16 protein-coding genes are annotated in these 19,621 nt (G+C 65.8%); 9 read left to right on the top strand and 7 right to left on the bottom strand.

Features of this window, described 5'->3' with window-relative positions:
• The first annotated feature begins 114 nt into the window (after positions 1-114).
• Positions 115-1,215, top strand: a complete 1,101-nt coding sequence (locus G3O06_RS19510; protein ID WP_241020138.1) for an alpha/beta fold hydrolase — start codon at positions 115-117, stop codon at positions 1,213-1,215.
• Between the two features lie 99 nt (positions 1,216-1,314).
• Here the strand turns inward: G3O06_RS19510 and lpdA are convergent, their stop codons facing one another.
• From lpdA to G3O06_RS19485, 5 genes are all read right to left on the bottom strand, one after another.
• Positions 1,315-2,706: a dihydrolipoyl dehydrogenase gene (lpdA, locus tag G3O06_RS19505; RefSeq protein ID WP_205817168.1), complete on the bottom strand. Its 1,392-nt coding sequence runs from the start codon at positions 2,704-2,706 to the stop codon at positions 1,315-1,317.
• 5 nt (positions 2,707-2,711) lie between these two features.
• Entirely contained in the window at positions 2,712-4,049 is a 1,338-nt protein-coding gene (locus G3O06_RS19500) for a dihydrolipoamide acetyltransferase family protein (protein ID WP_205817167.1), read from the bottom strand.
• 1 nt (position 4,050) lies between these two features.
• Positions 4,051-5,091 carry an alpha-ketoacid dehydrogenase subunit beta gene (locus tag G3O06_RS19495; protein ID WP_174998205.1) on the bottom strand — a complete coding sequence of 347 codons (1,041 nt, stop codon included), beginning with the start codon at positions 5,089-5,091 and terminating at the stop codon, positions 4,051-4,053.
• Positions 5,092-5,093: 2 nt separating this feature from the next.
• Positions 5,094-6,326, bottom strand: coding sequence for a 3-methyl-2-oxobutanoate dehydrogenase (2-methylpropanoyl-transferring) subunit alpha (locus tag G3O06_RS19490; RefSeq protein ID WP_043182179.1), 1,233 nt, complete (start codon positions 6,324-6,326; stop codon positions 5,094-5,096).
• 467 nt (positions 6,327-6,793) lie between these two features.
• The gene (locus tag G3O06_RS19485; RefSeq protein ID WP_174915302.1) at positions 6,794-7,552 is read right to left on the bottom strand and encodes a response regulator transcription factor; all 759 of its coding nucleotides are present in this window, start codon (positions 7,550-7,552) and stop codon (positions 6,794-6,796) included.
• Positions 7,553-7,878: 326 nt separating this feature from the next.
• Here G3O06_RS19485 and G3O06_RS19480 point away from each other — a divergent pair, with 326 nt between their 5' ends.
• From G3O06_RS19480 to G3O06_RS19450, 7 genes are all read left to right on the top strand, one after another.
• The gene (locus G3O06_RS19480; RefSeq protein WP_174915213.1) at positions 7,879-8,517 is read left to right on the top strand and encodes an energy transducer TonB; all 639 of its coding nucleotides are present in this window, start codon (positions 7,879-7,881) and stop codon (positions 8,515-8,517) included.
• 56 nt (positions 8,518-8,573) lie between these two features.
• A complete protein-coding gene (locus G3O06_RS19475; protein WP_205817179.1) occupies positions 8,574-9,362 on the top strand; it encodes a MotA/TolQ/ExbB proton channel family protein in 789 nt (262 codons plus the stop codon).
• Positions 9,363-9,365: 3 nt separating this feature from the next.
• A complete protein-coding gene (locus G3O06_RS19470; protein WP_174998210.1) occupies positions 9,366-9,797 on the top strand; it encodes a biopolymer transporter ExbD in 432 nt (143 codons plus the stop codon).
• A 28-nt stretch (positions 9,798-9,825) separates the two neighbouring features.
• Entirely contained in the window at positions 9,826-10,254 is a 429-nt protein-coding gene (locus G3O06_RS19465) for a biopolymer transporter ExbD (RefSeq protein ID WP_205817166.1), read from the top strand.
• 24 nt (positions 10,255-10,278) lie between these two features.
• Entirely contained in the window at positions 10,279-11,640 is a 1,362-nt protein-coding gene (locus G3O06_RS19460; RefSeq protein WP_205817165.1) for an MFS transporter, read from the top strand.
• A 70-nt stretch (positions 11,641-11,710) separates the two neighbouring features.
• Complete coding sequence (locus G3O06_RS19455) at positions 11,711-12,682, top strand: dipeptide epimerase (protein ID WP_241020137.1); 972 nt, start codon at positions 11,711-11,713, stop codon at positions 12,680-12,682.
• A gap of 9 nt (positions 12,683-12,691) precedes the next feature.
• On the top strand, positions 12,692-14,353 hold the full coding sequence (locus G3O06_RS19450) for a serine hydrolase domain-containing protein (RefSeq protein WP_205817163.1): 1,662 nt from the start codon (positions 12,692-12,694) through the stop codon (positions 14,351-14,353).
• Between the two features lie 33 nt (positions 14,354-14,386).
• On the opposite strand, the gene G3O06_RS19445 is transcribed toward G3O06_RS19450, so the two are convergent.
• Both G3O06_RS19445 and G3O06_RS19440 read right to left on the bottom strand, forming a co-directional pair.
• On the bottom strand, positions 14,387-15,853 hold the full coding sequence (locus G3O06_RS19445) for a M81 family metallopeptidase (RefSeq protein WP_205817162.1): 1,467 nt from the start codon (positions 15,851-15,853) through the stop codon (positions 14,387-14,389).
• Between the two features lie 124 nt (positions 15,854-15,977).
• A complete protein-coding gene (locus G3O06_RS19440; RefSeq protein WP_205817161.1) occupies positions 15,978-16,970 on the bottom strand; it encodes an ATP-binding protein in 993 nt (330 codons plus the stop codon).
• A 262-nt stretch (positions 16,971-17,232) separates the two neighbouring features.
• Here G3O06_RS19440 and G3O06_RS19435 point away from each other — a divergent pair, with 262 nt between their 5' ends.
• Positions 17,233-19,611 carry a TonB-dependent receptor gene (locus G3O06_RS19435; protein ID WP_205817160.1) on the top strand — a complete coding sequence of 793 codons (2,379 nt, stop codon included), beginning with the start codon at positions 17,233-17,235 and terminating at the stop codon, positions 19,609-19,611.
• Positions 19,612-19,621 lie beyond the last annotated feature (10 nt).

The following is a 19,621-nucleotide window of genomic DNA, read 5'->3' as shown; positions in this document are numbered from 1 at the left end:
CCTCGCGACGTGGGTTGGCCTAGATTCTAAAGCGGTTGGCCTGCCCCAGCATGGATCGCGCGAGCCCGCGCGCCGATGATGAACGACATCGCAACCCGCACGGCGTCGATCACCATGAAGCTCTCTTCGCTCTTTCGTCCGGCCTGCACGCTACTGCTGGCCGCCGGCCTGTCGGCCGCAGCGCTCGCGCCGGCACTGGCCGACGATGCCGTTTCGCCCAATCCCCCGGAGTCCGCCACCATGCCCAAGACCTACGCAGACCAGCCCGCCTGGCGCGACATGCAGAAATTCCTTCCGACCGACTTCCAGTGGAAGGACGGCCGGCAACCGACGGAAGAATGGTGGTCCTGGCACGGCCATCGCATGCATCTCGACACGTACCGCAACCCGCAAGCGCGGGTGAAGGTGATCCTGTTCCATGGCGTGGGCACCAACGGCCGGCAGATGTCGATGATCCTCGGCGAGCAGCTGGCGCGCCGCGGCTACGAAACGATCGCGGTCGACATGCCCGAATACGGGATGACCGAGGTCGCCAGGGGCGCGCTGGTCCGCTACGACGACTGGGTGCGCGCGGGCAGCGACCTGATCGACGCGGAGCGTGCGAAGGACGACCGGCCGATCGTGCTCTACGGGCTGAGCGCGGGCGGCATGCTCACGTATCACGTGGCCGCGCTGAACGGCAAGGTCAAGGGCATCGTCGGCATGACCTTCCTCGACCAGCGCCTGCAGCAGGTGCGCGACGAAACCGCGCGCAACGTGTTCATGAGCCGCGTCGGCGGCCCGATGATGCATCTCTCCGCGATGACCCCGCTGAAATCGATGCGGGTGCCGATGACGCTCGCCAGCAAGATGTCCGCACTCGTCAACGACCGGGATGCGCTGACGGTGTGGCTGTCCGATCGCACCTCCGCCGGCAACGCGATGACGATCGCGTTTCTCGATTCCTACATGTCGTACCGGCCGGCGGTCGAGCCGGAGGATTTCGCCGTGTGCCCGATCCTGCTCACGCAACCGGCCGCGGACCGCTGGACGCCGCTGCACCTGAGCGAACCGTTCCTGCAGCGCGTGCGGAAGGTACCGGTGAAGGTCGTCATGCTGGACAACGCGGGTCACTATCCGCTCGAACAGCCGGGGCTGTCGCAGATGGTCGATTCGATCGATGCGTTCTATCGAGAGGTGACGGCGCAACGCGCCGACCTCCGCGCGCCGTCCTGACGAACAGCGCACGCGCCGGTGCAAAAACCGGCTCGGCAAACGGAAAGCCGCCGATGCGCACGTCGCGCATCGGCGGCTTCTTGCCGTGCGTAGTACGCGTCAGACGTGCAACGCGTGCCCGAGTGCACGCAGCGCGGCTTCCTGCAGCGCCTCGCCGAGCGTCGGGTGCGCATGGATCGTGCCGCCGATGTCCTCCAGCCGCGCGCCCATCTCCAGCGACTGCGAGAACGCGGCAGCCAGCTCCGACACGCCGCGCCCGACCGCCTGCCAGCCGACGATCAGGTGGTTGTCGCGCCGCGCGACGACGCGCACGAAGCCGTCGGTCGCCTGCAGCGTCATCGCGCGCCCGTTTGCCGCGAACGGGAACGACGCGCTCACGCAATCGACATCGGCCGCACGCGCGTCGTCCGGCGACCAGCCGGCCGTGACGATCTCCGGATCGGTGAAGCACACAGCCGGGATCGACGCAGGCATGAACTTGCGGCGCTTGCCGGCGATCAGCTCGGCCACCATCTCGCCCTGCGCCATCGCGCGATGCGCGAGCATCGGCTCGCCGGCAACGTCGCCAATCGCCCAGACGTTGCGCATCGACGTCCGGCACTCGTCGTCGATCCACAGCGCGTGGCCATTGCGATCGAGCGGCAGCGACTCGAGCCCGAAGCCGTCGACGCGCGGCCGGCGGCCGACCGCAACCAGCACGCGGTCGGCCTGCAGCGTCTGCTCCGCGCCGTCGGCGGCCTGCACGCGCACCGCACCGTGCTCCGCGAGCCCGAGCACCTTGTGGCCGAGCAGCAGCCGCACGCCCAGCCGCGCGAGCGAATCGGCAACCGGCCGCGCGAGTTCGGCATCGTATGCGGGCAACACGCGCTCCGCCGCTTCGACGACGCTCACGTCGACGCCGAGCTTGCGATAGACGATTCCGAGTTCGAGCCCGATATACCCGGCCCCGACGACGACCAGCCGCTTCGGCAGCGTCGCGGGCGACAGCGCTTCGGTGGACGACACGACATGCCCGCCGAACGGCATCGACGGCAGCGCGACCGGTTCGGAGCCGGTCGCGAGCAACAGGTGCTCGCAGCTGATGCGCGTCGCGTGGCCACCGGCAACGACATCGACGGTTTTGCCGTCGACCACCTGCGCGTCGCCGTGCAGCACGCGCACGCCGTTCTTCTTGAGCAGCGCGCCGACGCCGCGCGTCAGCCGGTCGACGATACCGTCCTTCCATGCAACGCTTTTCGCGATGTCGATCTCGGGCGTGCGCACGCGAATCCCGAGCGCGCCCTCGCCCGCGTGGCCGCGGGCCTGTTCGAATGCGTCGGCCACGTGGATCAGCGCCTTCGACGGAATGCAGCCGATGTTCAGGCACGTGCCGCCCAGCCGGTCGCGCTCGACGAGCACGGTCGGAATGCCGAGCTGGCCGGCGCGAATCGCGGCGACGTAGCCGCCCGGGCCGCCGCCGATCACGAGCAGCGTGGTGTGTTCGTTCTTCATCGCGCTCACTCCACGAACAGCAGTGCCGGGCGCTCGAGCACCGCACGCACGGCCTGGATGAATTCGGCCGCGTCCGCACCGTCGACGACGCGATGGTCGAACGACGACGACAGGTTCATCATCTTGCGCGCGACAACCGCGCCGTCGCGGATCATCGGCCGCTCGACGATCCGGTTCACGCCGACGATGCCGACCTCGGGATGATTGATGACCGGCGTCGACACGATGCCGCCGAGCGCGCCAAGGCTCGAGATCGTGATCGTCGAGCCGCTCAGCTCGTCGCGCTGCGCGCGGTTCGCGCGCACCGCATCGGCGAGCCGCGCGATTTCAGCGGAAATCGACCACACGTCGCGCGCTTCGGCGTGGCGCAGCACGGGCACCGTGAGGCCGCCGTCCGTCTGCGTCGCGACGCCCATGTGCACCGCGCCGTAGCGCGTGACGACACCCGCTTCGTCGTCGAAACGCGCGTTGATCTGCGGAAAGTCGCGCAACGCGATCACCATCGCACGGATCAGCAGCGGCAGCGGCGTGAGCTTGCCGCGCGTGTCGCCGTAGCGGCGGTTCAGATCCGTACGCAGCGATTCGAGCTCGGTAACGTCGATCTCCTCGACGTAGCTGAAGTGCGGAATGCGGCGCTTCGCTTCCTGCATCTTGCGCGCGATCGCGCGCCGCAAGCCGATCACCGGCACGTCGGTTTCGTCGTTGCGTTCGTCGTAGCCATGCGCTTGCGAACCGCGTGATCCGCGCGCCGCACCGCTGCCGGTGCGTGCAAACGCATCGAGATCCGCGTGCAGGATCCGCCCTGCTTCACCCGTGCCGCGCACATAGCGCAGCTCGATGCCCATGTCCCACGCGCGCTGGCGTACCGCCGGCGACGCGAGCGGCCGTTCGCCCGGCGCGAGCGCCGCGCGCGGCGGCTCTGCGTGCTCCGTGTGCTCGGCGTGCTTCGCACGACGCGGCTCCGCGGGGGCGTGCCTTGCTGCAGGCTTTGCCTGCGATTCCGCCGACGCCTCGGCCGCCGCCTTCGACGGCGCTGCCGCGACCGGTGCGGTTTCTACCTTTGATTCTCGCACCGGTGCGCCGGCCTTCAGGTTGCCGTCGCCTTCGACCTCGAGGCGAATCAGCTCGCTGCCGACCGCCATCATCTCGCCGATCCGGCCGCCGAGCTCGATCACCTTGCCCGTCACGGGCGACGGAATCTCGACCGCCGCCTTGTCGGTCATCACATCCGCGAGCGGCTGGTCTTCCTTGATCGTCTGCCCGACTTCCACGTGCCAGGCCACCAGCTCGACCTCGGCAATCCCTTCGCCGATATCCGGCATCTTGATGACATGAATCCCCATCTCACGCCTCCATCACGCGTCGCAACGCTTCACCGACCCGGGCCGGGCCCGGAAAGTACGCCCATTCCTGCGCATGCGGATACGGCGTATCCCAGCCCGTCGTGCGCTCGACCGGCGCCTCGAGGTGGTAGAAGCAATGTTCCTGGACCAGCGACACCAGTTCCGCACCGTAGCCGCAGGTGCGCGTCGCCTCGTGCACCACGACGCAGCGCCCGGTCTTGCGCACCGACGCGACGATCGTGTCGAGGTCGAGCGGCCACAGCGTGCGCAGGTCGATCACCTCCGCATCGATGCCCGTCTCCTCGGCCGCGGCAAGCGACACGTGCACCGTCGTGCCGTAGGTCAGCACCGTCACGTCGTTGCCGGGCCGCACCACGGCGGCCGTATCGAGCGGCACCGTGTAGTAGCCCTCGGGCACCGCGCTTGCCGGATGCTTGAGCCACGACGTGACCGGCCGGTCGTGATGGCCGTCGAACGGCCCGTTGTACAGCCGTTTCGGCTCGAGGAAGATCACCGGATCGTCGTTCTCGATCGACGCGATCAAGAGCCCTTTCGCGTCGTACGGATTCGACGGCATCACCGTGCGCAGCCCGCACACCTGCGTGAACATCGCCTCCGGGCTCTGGCTGTGGGTCTGGCCGCCGTAGATGCCGCCGCCGCAGGGCATGCGGATCGTCATCGGCGCGATGAACTGGCCCGCCGAGCGATAGCGCAGCCGCGCGCCTTCCGACACGATCTGGTCGGATGCCGGGTAGAAATAATCGGCGAACTGGATCTCGCACACCGGGCGCAGCCCGTATGCGCCCATCCCCACCGCCGCGCCGACGATCCCGCTCTCGGAGATCGGCGCATCGAACACGCGCGACTTGCCGTATTTGTTCTGCAGTCCTTCTGTACAGCGGAACACGCCGCCGAAATAGCCGACGTCCTGCCCGAACACGACCACGTCGCTGTCGCGCCCGAGCATCACGTCCATCGCCGAGCGCAGCGCCTGGATCATCGTCATCGGCTGCGCTGCCGTGCCTGTCTCTTGTTGCGCCATGATCACGCTCCCAGTTCCTGGCGCTGACGGCGCAGGTGCGCCGGCAGCTCCTTGTACACGTCGTCGAACATCGAAGCCGGCGACGGAATCCGGTCGTCGGCCAGCGTGCCGTATTTCTCCGCTTCCTTCTGCGCGGCGATCACCTCGGCCTCGAGCTCGGCCGTCAACGCTTCGTGCGCGCTGTCCGACCAGATGCCCTTGACGATCAGGTGGCGCTTGAAGCGCTCGATCGGATCGCCGAGCGGGAAATGGGACCAGTCGTCGCTCGGCCGGTACTTGGTCGGATCGTCCGACGTCGAATGCGCGCCCGCACGGTAGGTCACCCACTCGATCAGCGTCGGGCCGAGGTTGCGGCGCGCGCGTTCGGCGGCCCAGCTCGACGCCGCGTAGATCGCGAGGAAGTCGTTGCCGTCGACGCGCAGCGACGCGATCCCGCAGCCGACGCCGCGCCCGGCGAAGGTCGTGCCTTCGCCGCCCGCGATCGCCTGGAACGTCGAGATCGCCCACTGGTTGTTGACGACGTTCAGCACGACCGGCGCGCGGTACACGTGCGCGAACGTGAGCGCGGTGTGGAAGTCGGATTCCGCCGTCGCGCCGTCGCCGATCCACGCGGACGAGATCTTCGTGTCGCCCTTGATCGCCGACGCCATCGCCCAGCCGACAGCCTGGATGAACTGGGTCGCGAGGTTGCCGGAGATGGAGAAGAAGCCCGCGTCGCGGTCCGAGTACATCACGGGAAGCTGGCGGCCTTTCAGCGGGTCGCCTTCGTTCGACATCAGCTGGCAGATCATCCGTTCGAGCGGCACGTCGCGCGCGATCAGGATGCTCTGCTGGCGGTAGGTCGGGAAGCACATGTCGCCGTCGCGCAGCGCCATCGCGTGCGCGGTGCCGATCGCCTCTTCGCCGAGGCTCAACATGTAGAAGGAGATTTTTTTCTGGCGCTGCGCGATCATCATGCGCGCGTCGAAAATGCGGGTCTTGAGCATCGCACGCAGGCCGGCGATCAGCCGCGCATCGTCGAGATCCGGTGCCCACGGGCCGACGGCCTTGCCGCTGTCGTCGAGCACGCGCACTAGGCTGCGGGCGAGATCGGCGGTGTCCGCCGCGGCAACGTCGATCGGCGGGCGGCGAACGGCGCCGGCCGGCGATAGATGCAGATAGGAAAAGTCCGTCTTGCAGCCCGGGCGCCCGGTGGGCTCCGGCACATGCAGACGCAATGGCTCTGACAGGCTCATCGTGTCGTCTCCACGCTCGATTGTGTCTCACGCTGATTAGGAACGCGCGGCCGGTTGCCGGCCTGCGCGCGGGCTGGCGTGCGGATAGGCACGTCAACCTTGGAAATTTATGCCCTATGGCGGCGAACGTCGATGACCAACCCGCTCGACCACGGTGAGCAGATTTGCCATGTCTGGAACCGGACGACCAGCGGGCGGGGCCGCCGCGGCGGGCGGACATGCGTGGCCGTGCCGCTTCGAACCGGGTCCAGGCGGGAATTTGCAGGTGTCGCCGCGGCCGCATACCGAATGCGTCGGACGATATCGGCGGCGTGCCGCTGAAGCGGGAAACAGCTGATGCCGGGCCGGATGCCGCGCCCGCCCGATCGACGCATGCACGGACCTGCGAGAGATCACGACGACCTGTGGTTCGCGTTCGGCAATGCGCAACAACCGTGCACGATCAGGGCAATGAACAGCACGCATACCTAACGATGACCGACATCGAGCATGTAGCCTTCCCCGCGAATCGTGCGAATCAGGCGCGGCTCCTTGATGTCCTCGCGCAGCTTGTGACGCAGGCGTGATATCTGCACGTCGATGCTGCGATCGAACGTGTCGATCGACTTGCCGCGAGCGGTATCCATCAGGTATTCGCGGCTCAACACACGCCCCGGCGCGGCGAGGAACGCATTGAGCAAGCGAAATTCCGCGTTCGACAGCGGAATGACCGTGTTGTCGGCGGCAATCAGGTGGCGGCCAATCTGGTGAAGCCGCCATCCGGCGAAGCGGCTTTCCTCCTGCGCCCTCGTGCGGCCTTGCGTCTGCGCACGCACGCGACGCAGGATCGTCTGGATGCGCGCGACCAGTTCACGCGGCTCGAACGGCTTGACGATATAGTCGTCGGCGCCCAGTTCCAGCCCGACGATCCGGTCGGTCATCTCGCCGCGCGCGGTCAGGATGATCAATGGGATCTCCGACGTCGCGCGAATCTCGCGGCAGAGATTGAGGCCGTCGTCGTCCGGCAGCATCAGGTCGAGCACCACGAGATCGAAGCCGCCCTCGCCAAGCGCGAGATGCATTTCGGCGCCAGTGCCGGCTTGCGCGGTCGTCATGCCGAAGTCTGCAAGGCAGTCGCACAACAGGCTGCGAATCTGCGAGTCGTCGTCGACGACGAGAATACGAATCGCTTTGTTCACGGCGTCTTGTCTCCGATGTTGCGGCGGTGTGATGTGCCCCACACTCATTATTGCCCGCCAATATAAGGGCTTTTTGCACGAATTATTGCAGCCTTGAAATAATTGCCGCCGCACCTTGCCCCACAAGGTCATCCGAAGAAATCGGGACGCCTGATGAGCATTCGCATCATGGATAACCCGCCCGGTGTTTTCCCGAAGAGACGTCGCTGAACATCGTCCGCCTTCGCCGCCCCGCCTCGCTTCGCGCCTCCTGCCGCAACCTTGCCCAACCGGAATGCCTTTGTGTCAGCGCGGATACAAAGCCGATATGAAACAGAAATGCCCGGGTCTTAACGTGGCTCCCAGGTCATATCGAGGCAGGAGACACGCGGGACATGAACTACGCACAACCCAAGCCACCTGTCCGGCGCATTGGCGGCATCGCCTTCGTGGTCGGATTGCACGCGGCGATCGTCTACGCATTGCTTACCGGTCTCGCGACGAAAGTCGTGGACGTGATTCGTCAGCCGATCGAGACGCGAATCATCGAAGAGATCAAGCCGCCGCCCCCTCCACCACCACCGCCGAAGCAGATCGCACCGCCGCCGCCGAAGCACGTCGCGCCACCGCCGCCGTTCGTGCCGCCCCCGGAAGTGCGCGTTGCGGCGCCCCCGTCGCAGAACGCGATCACCACGCAGTCGACCACGCCCGCGCCGTCGGCCCCCGTCGCGCCGCCGGCACCGCCCGCCGCTGCAGCGCCGGTGTCGACGAGCGTCGGCGTGGTGTGTCCCAACTCGACGCAGGTCCGCGCCGCCATTCGCTATCCGCGTGAAGCGCTCAAGGACAACCTGACCGGCGACGTCGTCGTGACGTTCGTGGTCGGCACCGACGGCAACGTCAAGGACCTGAGCGTGACCCAGTCAGCCGCGCCCGTTCTCGACAGGGCCGCGGAAAACGCCGTGCGGCAGTTCCACTGCGTCGCCCAGGGCGAGGAAGTCCGCGTGCAAGTGCCCTTCTCTTTCAAGCTCGATTGAGGCTGCGCTCGACAGCCGTTCCTTTTCTACCTGCCAACGCATTTCAGGAGACATTCATGATCAACCGTACCCGCAAGGCCGCCCTGGTGACGGCTCTGTTCTTCGCGGCCAGCGCCGCCCACGCCGCCACCGACACGGTAACGAATCCCTACGGCCTCGATGCGCTCTGGAAGGGCGGCGATTTCATCGCACGAGGCACGCTGCTCATTCTGGTCGTCATGTCCATGGGCAGCTGGTACATCATCGTTGCGAAACTGCTCGAGCAAGCGCGTGTGCTGCGCCGCGCGAAGGCGGCAGAGACGGGTTTCTGGAAAGCGGGCAGTCTCGGCGAAGGCACGAAGAAACTGGACGCCGGCAGTCCGTTCCGCTTCATCGCCGAAGCAGGTCTCGCGGCATTCGATCATCACGAAGGCGCGCTGGTCGAACAGGTCGACCTCAACGATTGGGTCGCGGCGGCCATCGAGCGGGCGACCACGTCCGTCTCGAGCCGCCTGCAGGACGGCCTCGCATTTCTCGGCACCGTCGGGTCGACCGCGCCGTTCATTGGCCTGTTCGGCACGGTTTGGGGCATCTATCACGCGCTGACGGCCATCGGCATCGCGGGCCAGGCTTCCATCGACAAGGTCGCGGGGCCGGTCGGCGAAGCGCTGATCATGACCGCGATCGGCCTGGCTGTCGCAGTGCCCGCCGTGCTCGGCTACAACTGGCTCGTGCGCCGCAACAAGGCGGTGATGGAGCGCGTGCGCGGGTTTTCGACGGAATTGCACATCGTCATCCTGACCGGTACGACCACGGCCGGGGCCGCCGCCGCGACCAAGGCCGCTGCCCTCACCCGCGTGGGGTAAGCCATGGCCATGACCGTAGGCCCCCGCGACGGCGCCGAGCACGACGAGACCATGTCGTCCATCAACACGACGCCACTGGTCGACGTGATGCTGGTGCTGCTGATCATCTTCCTCATCACGATTCCGGTGGTATCGCACACCGTGCCGGTCACGCTGCCCAAGGAAGCCGTGCAGCCGCTGCAAACGACCCCGCAGAACGTGATTCTCGCCGTGACGAAAGAAGGCGACGTGTTCTGGGACGAACGGCGCGTACCCGACGCGGCAACGCTCGTCGAGAAGCTCAAGGCGGTCGCGGCGCAATCGCCGCAACCCGAAGTCCACATCCGCGGCGATCTCGACGCGCGCTACGCCGCCATCGGCCGCGTCGTGTTTGCCTGCCAGCGGGCGGGCATCGTCAAGGTCGACTTCATCACCGAACCGCCGCCGCGCCAATGATCCCTCCATACCGACAAGGAGACCCGAGATGGCTATGACGATGCCCACCGGCAACGCCGACGAAGCCGACGTGATGATCGAGATCAACACCACACCGCTCATCGACGTGATGCTGGTCCTGCTCATCATGCTGATCCTCACCATTCCCATCCAGACGAACGCGGTCAAGCTGGACATGCCGACCGACACGCCGCCGTCGCAACCGCAGACACCGCCGGTGGTGCAGATCGATATCGCGGCCGACGGCACCATCGCGTGGAATGGCGAGACGCTGGGTTCGCGCGAGCAACTGGAAACGCGCTTGCACGACGTCGCCGCCAACCCCGCACCGACGGAACTGCATTTGCGGCCCGACAAGGCGGCGCCTTACCGCGCCGTCGCCATGGTCATGGCGTCCGCGCAGCGGCTCGGCGCGAACCGCATCGGGCTCGTGGGCAACGAGCAGTTCATGCAGTAACCGCCTTCTCATCACGGAGCCCTCATGTTCGACTCCAACCCCGATTTGCTCGCCCCCGTGGCGGCCCCAAGCCCGCCATCGGATTCACCCGCCGGACCACTCGCGTGGTTCGGCCTGGCGATTCTCGTGATCGTGGCGTTCTTCGCCTTCGTCGACCGTCAGATGCTGATCCTGCTGACGGAGCCCATCCGCCACGATTTCGGGCTGACCGACACGCAGATCGGCCTGATGCAAGGCGCAGGCATCGCGCTGTTCGCGGGCGTGGCCTCGTTGCCGATCGGCTGGGTCGCCGACCGCGTGGATCGCCGTGTGGTGCTGGTCGCGTGTGTCCTCGTCTGGAGCGCTGCCACTGCGATCTGCGGCGTGACCACCCACTTCTGGCAGTTGTTCATCGCCACCGTCGGGCTGGGGATCGGCGAAGCCGGACTGGTGCCGGTGATCTACGGCCTGATTCCCGACCTCTTCCCTGCCCGCCAGCGCGTGCTCGCCAATGCGATCTTCGCGCTCGCCAACCTGCTGGGCGCAGGTGCGGGGATGGCGCTCGGCGGCGCACTGATGCACGGCATCGCCGAGGTGCACGGCGCGTTGCCGGCCGGCCTCGCCGATCTGGCGCCGTGGCGGCTCGCGTTCTTTGCCGTTGCGCTGCCTGCCCCCGTGCTGGCCGTGCTGGTGCTGCTCATCCGACCCGGAAAGCACGGCGACACGGAAGCATCCGCAACGCGTCACCGGACTTCCGCGCCGCTGCCGTCCGCACCGGTCTACTTCCGGCGCGAAGCCGTCATGATGGCCAAGTTCTTCGGTGCCATCGGACTGGTCAACCTGTCGTTCGGCGGTGTCGCGACATGGATGCCGGTCGTGGCGGTGCGAACCTTCGGCGCTACGCCGGCTGAAGCCGGCGGCGGCATGGGCGTGGCGGCGATGGCCGGTGGTATCGCGGGTTGCGTGCTCAGCGGACTCGTTGCCGGCCGCATGAGAGCGCGCTTCGGCGTGCTCGCGCCGCTGCGTGTCTGTGAATGTGGCGCGCTGGTCGCCGGTGGCCTATCGTTCCTCTATCTGGCAGTGGGCTCGCTTACGCCGGTCTACACGCTCTTCGGCGCACAGCTCGCCTGCATGGTCGCAGGCATGGTTCTGTTTCCCACCATCATGCAGAACATCTGCCCTGCCCACCTGCGCTCGCGCGTGGCGGCGATCGGCGCCCTGACGTCGATCGTCGTGCAGTCCGGCAGCCCCGTGTTCATTGGTTTCATGTCAGATCGTCTGCACGCGTTCAGCCAGGGCTTGCTGTGGTCGATCGTCTGCGTGGCGGCGTTCGGCTTCTTTGCGGCCTGCATGTTGATGCGTGCGGCTGGCCGTGGTGTCCGCGAGGCAATCGAACGCTATGCGTAATTCCCTTCTTCCTCCCTCTCCCATGTCACCCCGCACGCTCTCACTCTCGCTGCGTATCGAACGCTGGCCGTTGGCCACTCTGTTCCATATCACCGGCCACGTCATCGATGCCGCTCGCGTCGTGAGTGTTACCGTCGACGACGGACACCACGCCGGCCACGGCGAAGCATCCGGGGTCTTTTACCTGGGTGAAACACCCGAATCCATCGCCGCGCAAATCGAAAGCGTCCGGGCGTCGATAGAAGCGGGGGTCACGCGCGCGCAGTTGCTCGACATCTTGCCGCCCGGCGGCGCTCGCAATGCGGTCGACGCGGCGTTGTGGGCGCTCGAATCACAACAGCTAGCCATGCCTGTCTGGCGCATCGCGGGCCTCTGCGCGCCGCGCCCGTTGCGGACCACGATGACGATCGGCGTGGATACGCCCAATGCAATGGCCGGGGCCGCGCAGCGACTGCCCCACGCACGGGCACTGAAGGTCAAGCTGGACGGCGGCGCCGCCGACGCCGCGCGCCTCTCCGCAATCCGTGAGGTCCACCCGGAAATACCGCTCGCCGTCGACGCGAATCAGGGCTGGTCGCGCGCGCACTTCGACGCGATGATCCCGGTGCTGCAACAGCTTGACGTCTACATGCTCGAACAGCCGTTTGCGATCGGCGCGGACGCCTGTCTCGAACATATCGATTGTCCAATCCCCCTTGCGGCCGACGAATCGTTTCAGGATCTCGGCGACCTGTCCGCCGTCGCGCGGCGCTACGACATCGTCAACCTCAAGCTCGACAAATGCGGCGGCCTGACGCGCGCATTCGACCTCGCCGTGCGCGTACGCGCAGCCGGCTTGTCCGTGATGGTCGGTTGCATGGCAGGCACCTCGCTGGCGATCGCCCCCGCGTTTCTGCTCGGACAACAGTGCGATCACGTCGATCTCGACGGACCGATCTTCCTCGCACGCGATCGCGAGCCGGGTGTCGCCTACATCGACGGCCTGCTGCACTGCCCGCCCCAAGTCTGGGACCACGCGGGCGCCCCTGCCCCCTCTCGCTGAGCTATCACGATGACTTCGGATTCATCCGCCACGACGACGCAGCTCGACGCGCTGTTCGCGCCCTATCACCGCGCCGATGCACCCGGATTGATCGCCGGCATCGTCCATCGCGGCCAGTTGCTGTATCGGCGCGGTTTCGGCATGGCCAGCCTCGAACACGGCATCGCCAACACACCGGCCACACGCATGCGCATCGGTTCGGTCAGCAAGCATGTCACTTGCCTCGCCGTGCTGCTCCTGTCCGAGCGCGGCGCGCTCGACGCCGACGCCCCGATCGGCACGTACCTGCCGGCGCTGCCGCCGGCCGCAGGCCGACCGACGCTGCGGCAGTTGATGTCGCATCGCGGCGGGCAGCGATGCGCACTGGACCTCGCACTGCTGACGCAGGGTCTCGCCATGTCGCCGCATGGCGCGCTCCTGGCCGCGCAGCAACGTCAGCGCGGCGAAAATTTTCCGCCGGGAGAACGCATGATGTATTCGAACGGCGGCTATCACCTGCTTTCGCTCGCCGTTGAACGTGCGAGCGGGATGCGCTTCGACGCATTCCTCGCGACCCATATCTTCGCCCCCCTGCTCATGCACGACACCGCGTGCATAACCAACGACATGACGATCGAGCGCGGCATCGCGACGATGCATGTTCCTGACAGCAAGGGTGGATACCGGCGCGGAATCTTTCCGTCGTGGGAACTGCTGGGCGAAGGCTCGATCGTCTCGACCGTCGACGACATGCTGAGATGGACCGCGCACCTGCGATGCGGTAACAAGATAGTCGGCAACGACAATACCTGGCTTCAGATGCTGGCGTTGCCCGTATTCTCCAGCGGTCAACGCAGCCAATACTCGCTCGGTCTCACGCAGAGCCTCTATCGAGGTGTCGAGCTGATACACCACGCCGGTGGCGTCGTCGGCGGAACTTGCCAGATGCTGGTGTCGGTGGCGCACGGACTTGACGTCGTATTGCTCAGCAACGGCGCGCTCGACGCACCGCTCGAACTGTCGAAGCGTGTCGTCGACATCGTGCTGGCGGACGAGCTTGGTCGCGATGGCCCGGCTGTCGCGGCGCGCGCCGCCGACCATATGGCACGCCTCGGCAGCTACCGGTCGTCCAGCACCGGCGCCGTGTATGCACTAGAAGATCATGAAGGCGCCCTGGTGCTGACGGGCCCGCTCTGCCCCAGGCCCTCGATGACGCTCTACGACAGCGCCGATGACCTGAACGACGTCCAGGTCGACGCGAGCGGCGACGGGTCGTTGGCGTTACGGTGGGGATCGTCTTGCACACCGAACGATCTCTCCAGCCTGCGCATCGTGCACTGCGGCCACGTCGAAGCGTTCGAACGCCTCGGCGAAGCGCCCGCGATGACGCCGCATCTCGCCGCCGCGATGTCCGGCACATTCGCAAGCCACGACGCCGATGCCCGCGCGATCATTCGGCTCGACAACGACACATTCATGCTTCGCATGCGCGGCACGGTAGGCCATTGCGACTACCGCCTCACGCCGCTGGCCCACGATGCTTTCGAACTGGTGCCGGTCGATCCAATGGACATCATGACCGGCATCGTCACGTTGTCGCGCGACGCAACGCGCGACAACATCACCGGCTTTCGCGTCGATACCGCGCGTACCCGACATCTGGCCTTCACACGGGTGCACGCCGACGCCTGATACGTGCCGGCGCCGAACAGCGCCGGCATGTATTCACATCGCTGACGCAAACGGATTCGACACGCGCGGCCAGTAGTTGAGATCACGATGCCGATAGTCCAGTCCCGCAAAATCCATCGTGAGCGCGCCTGGTGCGGCGATATGAAAGATGGCCTTCGAACGCGGGGCGAAATCGGTTTGAAAATGCTGCGTCGATTTCACGACCACCAGCTTCTTGCCGGCGAAGTCGATGCCGAGGCCCGTGAAGGCGTCCACGCCCAGCACCTGGGTGCGAACCGAGATCAGCGCGATGTCGAGCCCGTTGTCCGCTTCTACCCACACCGCCCGGCCAAGCGGTTGCTCGAGACCCATGATGCTTTGCGTATGCTGCTCCACCACGCTGCGTACCGTGACGCGCAGGTCCACCGGGTCCCCGGAGTACACACTGCACTTACCACCGATGCGCAGATCCAGCGTGGCCCCGACACCCGCGTCCTTGCAGATCTGGATGGCACCGAGATCCCAGAAGCACCCGATCGCAACATTGGCAATCCGTCGCTCGACCACGCGACGCAAAATGAACGTGCTGTCGCACGGCGCGCCACCGCCGGGATTGTCCGCGACATCCGCCAGCACGACCGGGCCGCCTTCGATCGCCAGCGCACGATCCAGTCCGGAATCGATATCGAGCCATGCGGGGCGTGTCGCGTCGCGCAGTTCCCAGAACTCGCGCGCCAGTTGCGCCGCCAGCGCGTCGGCCTTGGCGAGATCGTTGTCCGTCACGACCCAGAGTTTCGCGCCGGCTTCCGGCACGTCGCCCCATGGGAACCCGTGGCCGAGCGACACCGACAGCACGCCGTCGCGCCCTTCGAACGACTGCATGCGCCGAACGAACCCCGCCATCGGTTCGCTGGTGGTATGCCACGCACCGACCATCCGGCAGTCGAACACGCCGGTCGTCGGACGGATGCGTCCGGCCGCCATTTCGAGCGCCAGCCGATAGGCCTCGCGCGCCCGATCGATGGCGTCGACATGCGGATACTCCTTGTAAGCGATCAGGACATCTGCAGACGCCTTCATCAGTTGCGTGAAATGACAGTGCGGGTCGAGCGTGACCGAGATGGGAACGTCCGGGCCGACAATGGCGCGAACGCCGGCGAGCAGATCGCCTTCACAATCGTCGTAACCCTCTGCGACCATCGCACCGTGCAGCAGCAGAATCACGGCATCCAGCGGCAATGCGGCTTTCACGCCATCGAGGATCTCGTCTCTCAGGGACTCGTAGACCGCACGAATCGTGCGGCCGGACGGCTGGGCTTCGGCACACAGACCTTCAACGATGTCGTGACTGTCACCCTCCGCGAGGCGCCGCACTTCCGCGAGCACATGCCCCATGCCATCGGGCTCGCGCACACTCGCGTCGCCATGAAAGATGGTGAACTCCTCGAAGCCGCCCCATCCGGTCGGGCACGGAGCGAACGTATTGGTTTCGGTCGAAAGCTGAGCCGTATATATCTTCATGACGAGGTCTGCCGAAAGGGATTGAAGGGGGTGGAACGACTATAAGCACGCGCTATTTCCGCTTTGTGAGCAATCTGTATCAAGCGTGAAACAGAGCAGTGCCAACGGTTGCTCCGAGCCCCTCCTATCGACACGGTAACGTGACCTGTGCCACCAGACCGCCTTCCGGACCGTTGCGCAACACCAGTTCCCCGCCGTGACGCTTCACGACGTCGTTCGCGATGGCAAGGCCAAGCCCCGTCCCGCCCGTGTTCCTGTTGCGCGAACTCTCCACCCGGTAGAACGGCTCCAGCGCCCGCTCCAGTTGCGACTCCGGTATGCCCGGGCCGTGATCGACGATCTGGATACGCACGCACGACGGTGCGTCGATCAGGCGGATGTGTGCGTCTTCACCGTATCGAATCGCGTTGGCAACCAGATTCGTCAGGCAGCGTTTGAGGCCAAGCGGTTGTGCCGAGATCGGCGGCACCTCACCGCTGATCGTCACCTTCTGACCGTGTTCGGCAGCATCTTCCGCGATGGCATCCACCAGTGCATTGATATCGACCGGACTGAATTCCTCGACCACCTCTTCATTGCGCAGAAACGACAGGGTCGCCTCCAGAAGCTGTGTCATCTCGTCGATATCGTCTCTGAGACGGTCACTCAATTCGACATCCTGAGCAGATCGAAGGCGCAGCTTCATGCGCGTCAGCGGCGTGCGCAGATCGTGCGACACGGCGGCGAGAAAGCGGTTGCGCTCGCTCATTTGCCGCCGCAGCGACGCCTGCATCGTGTTGAACACGCTGGCGGCCTGACGTGCCTCGACAGGGCCGATTTCCTTGATGGGCGGCGCATCGATATTCCTCGACAGTTCAGCCGCACCGACGGTCAGCGTGCGGAACGGGGCGGCCAGCATGCGCGCGCCGATCCAGGACGAGATCAGCGCCGGCAGCACCTGGATCATCACGGCGGCGCCCCACTGCAGCGAAGCACTCATCCCCGGAGGCGGCTTGAAGGGAGCGGTGCTGTAGAGCTTGAAGAGCAGCAGGCCGGCACTGATCTGCATCACGAGGATGATCGAGATCATCACGAAGAACAGGCGATAGAAAGCTGAATCGAAGCGGGGTCTGTGCATGGTCGTGGCCGACAGCGAGCGATGGCTTCGATTATCGCCCGTGAATGTAGGGCCCATGTGTGCCCTTTATTGCAAACCCGAAACAAGTCTGCGTCCCGCGTCCACCTCGTCTGCCCGCCTGGCTGCCCTTCACGCTCACCGATCGTTTGTATCACCAACGATACAAACGCCACATGAACCAGAAATAACCGGCACTTACCGTTCACCCTGAGTTGCGCTACACGGCATCGCGTTCAGTCGATTGCAAAATCAGGAGGAGACAATGGTGAAGACAAAAAACCGGACGAAGCACCCGGCGGTTTCGGCAACGTTACCGCTGCGGCGCGGCGGGCGTTACGCCCCCCTCTTCGTCGGACCGGTATTCGGGTTGGCATCGTTGGGCGTGCACGCGCAGGAACAGGCGCAAACGCCCGTGCAGACTCGGCAGATCGCCGCGCCCGATGCGGCATCCGCTGCGACGCCTGCCGCGGCGCCCAACGCCGCGGTGCCGAATGCTCCTGCAGCGGAAACGTCGAAAGCGCAAGGCAAGGATGGCGCGACGCTCAATACCGTCGTGGTGACCGCGACACGCCGACGTGAACCGGCTCGCGAAGTACCCATGCAGGTCAATGTACTGTCGGCCGACGAACTGCAGAAGAGCGGCGCGAAAACGATGTCCGACTATCTCTCTGCGGAGCCGGGTGTCGACTTGAACGCCAGTGGCGGCAGCGGGTCGGGCCAAGTCAGTATCCGCGGCGTGACGACGGGTATTCAGACAGGGCCGACGGTCGGCATGTATGTCGACGACGTCGCGTTCGGCGGCAGCACCTTGTTTTCCCAGAGTGCAACGTTCGCGCTCGACATGAGCCTGCTCGACCTCAATCACGTGGAAATCCTGCGAGGTCCGCAGGGCACGTTGTATGGCGCGGGTGCGATGGGCGGCCTGCTGAAATACGTGACCAACGAACCGGACTCGGGGCAGTTTTCCGGGCAGGTCGGCACCGGCGTGTCGGGAACCGCGCATGGCGGTGTGAGCGGGACGGCCAACGCAACGTTGAATATCCCGCTGAAGACCGACGTTGCCGCGCTGCGCGTCTCCGTGTTCGGCCAGCACGACGGCGGCTATGTCGACGCGGTGGGCCCCAAGGCAGACTCCCACATCGATCGCGGCGACACCTACGGTGCCCGCGCGTCGTTGCTGCTGACGCCGACCCGGGATTTGACGGTCCGGTTGACCGCCCTCTCGCAAAACATCAATCGCAACGGTCCGAACTACGTTGAATATGGCACCAACGGGCAGCCGGTCTGGGGTGACCTGACAACGCGACAGTTCGCGCTGCAGCCGTTTCACCAAAACATCCAGCTCTATTCGGCCGGGGTTGAATACGAACTCGGCTGGGCGCGCCTGAACTCGATCACGTCGTATCAAAGGATCAACTCGAGCGCGCCGCAAGACCTGACCGGCGTATATGGGCCGCTATTTGCGGCCCAGGGGCTGGACCTGGGTTCGGTGGTCGCCAGGAATGTCGCCACCACGAACAAGGTGACCCAGGAGTTTCGCCTGACGTCGCCGGGCAACCAGCGACTCGAGTGGCTGGCCGGACTCTTCTATACGCACGAGCGCAGCAATTTGAGCGAGGGCTTTCTGACGACCTTGCCCGATGGCTCGCCCGGCCCGAACCTGTCGGAGATCCAGGCGCCCAGCACGTACAACGAGTACGCGGCATACGGCGACCTGACCTATCACCTCACGCCGCGCCTTTCGCTGACCGGCGGCGTCCGGATCGCCCACAACACCCAGACCTACGATCAGACGACCTCCGGTACGCTCGCCGGCCCGACGCAGACCGTCTCGGCACCGTCGTCGGACACCAGCAAGACCTACATGTTTACCGCGCGCTATGCGCTGACCCCCAACAGCAATGCGTATGTCCGCATCGCCAGCGGATACCGGCCCGGTGGCCCGAATGCACTGCTGATCGATCCACTCACCGGCATGCGCGCGGCGGGTAGCGCCACCTTCGCGCCCGACACGCTGTGGAGCTATGAGGCGGGCTACAAGGCCGACCTGCTCGACAAGCGGCTGTCGCTGGAGACGTCTGTCTACGACATCGAGTGGAAGAATATCCAGCAGCTCGGCACCGTCGATGGCGTCAACCAGGTCATCAACGCCGGCAACGCGCGAATCAAGGGCCTGGAGTTCTCCGGCACGTTCCGTCCCGACCCGCACTGGCACTTCAGTGCGAACCTGTCGCTCATCGACGCCAGCCTGACGTCCGGCAATGCGAGCGCGGGTACGACGGCGGGCGCGCCATTGCCGAACTCGGCCAAGGTCTCCGCGACGCTCTCGGGCACCTATCTGTTCACCGCACACGGCTATCCGTCGTATGCCGGTATTACCCAGCGATTTGTCGGTCGACGTCATAGCGGGTTCGACGCCAGCTCGGGCCGGCCGGATTACCCGTTGCCAGGCTACGCGATCACGGACTTGCAAGCAGGCGTGGACTTCAAGAAGTTCAGCCTGGCGTTCTATGTTCGCAACCTGCTCGACCGCCGCGCCCTGATCGCCGCCGGTACTTCGCTGATACCGATGGGCGGTCCGGCTCTCGTCAGCGTGATCCAGCCCCGCACGATCGGCGCGGCGCTTACCGTTCCGTTCTAAATCATAGGGA

Origin of the sequence: Burkholderia sp. Ac-20345, from assembly GCF_017104825.1 — a bacterium.
GTDB classification, from domain to species: domain Bacteria; phylum Pseudomonadota; class Gammaproteobacteria; order Burkholderiales; family Burkholderiaceae; genus Burkholderia; species Burkholderia lata_B.
This window is presented reverse-complemented; position numbering and strand designations above follow the sequence as displayed.

Excerpts from the sequence above, each read along its gene's own strand:
- G3O06_RS19510 (WP_241020138.1), top strand. The coding sequence starts at position 115 with ATGAAGCTCTCTTCGCTCTTTCGTCCGGCCTGCACGCTACTGCTGGCC.
- lpdA (WP_205817168.1), bottom strand. The coding sequence starts at position 2,706 with ATGAAGAACGAACACACCACGCTGCTCGTGATCGGCGGCGGCCCGGGC.
- G3O06_RS19500 (WP_205817167.1), bottom strand. The coding sequence starts at position 4,049 with ATGGGGATTCATGTCATCAAGATGCCGGATATCGGCGAAGGGATTGCC.
- G3O06_RS19495 (WP_174998205.1), bottom strand. The coding sequence starts at position 5,091 with ATGGCGCAACAAGAGACAGGCACGGCAGCGCAGCCGATGACGATGATC.
- G3O06_RS19490 (WP_043182179.1), bottom strand. The coding sequence starts at position 6,326 with ATGAGCCTGTCAGAGCCATTGCGTCTGCATGTGCCGGAGCCCACCGGG.
- G3O06_RS19485 (WP_174915302.1), bottom strand. The coding sequence starts at position 7,552 with ATGAGTGTGGGGCACATCACACCGCCGCAACATCGGAGACAAGACGCC.
- G3O06_RS19480 (WP_174915213.1), top strand. The coding sequence starts at position 7,879 with ATGAACTACGCACAACCCAAGCCACCTGTCCGGCGCATTGGCGGCATC.
- G3O06_RS19475 (WP_205817179.1), top strand. The coding sequence starts at position 8,574 with ATGATCAACCGTACCCGCAAGGCCGCCCTGGTGACGGCTCTGTTCTTC.
- G3O06_RS19470 (WP_174998210.1), top strand. The coding sequence starts at position 9,366 with ATGGCCATGACCGTAGGCCCCCGCGACGGCGCCGAGCACGACGAGACC.
- G3O06_RS19465 (WP_205817166.1), top strand. The coding sequence starts at position 9,826 with ATGGCTATGACGATGCCCACCGGCAACGCCGACGAAGCCGACGTGATG.
- G3O06_RS19460 (WP_205817165.1), top strand. The coding sequence starts at position 10,279 with ATGTTCGACTCCAACCCCGATTTGCTCGCCCCCGTGGCGGCCCCAAGC.
- G3O06_RS19450 (WP_205817163.1), top strand. The coding sequence starts at position 12,692 with ATGACTTCGGATTCATCCGCCACGACGACGCAGCTCGACGCGCTGTTC.
- G3O06_RS19445 (WP_205817162.1), bottom strand. The coding sequence starts at position 15,853 with ATGAAGATATATACGGCTCAGCTTTCGACCGAAACCAATACGTTCGCT.
- G3O06_RS19440 (WP_205817161.1), bottom strand. The coding sequence starts at position 16,970 with ATGCACAGACCCCGCTTCGATTCAGCTTTCTATCGCCTGTTCTTCGTG.
- G3O06_RS19435 (WP_205817160.1), top strand. The coding sequence starts at position 17,233 with ATGGTGAAGACAAAAAACCGGACGAAGCACCCGGCGGTTTCGGCAACG.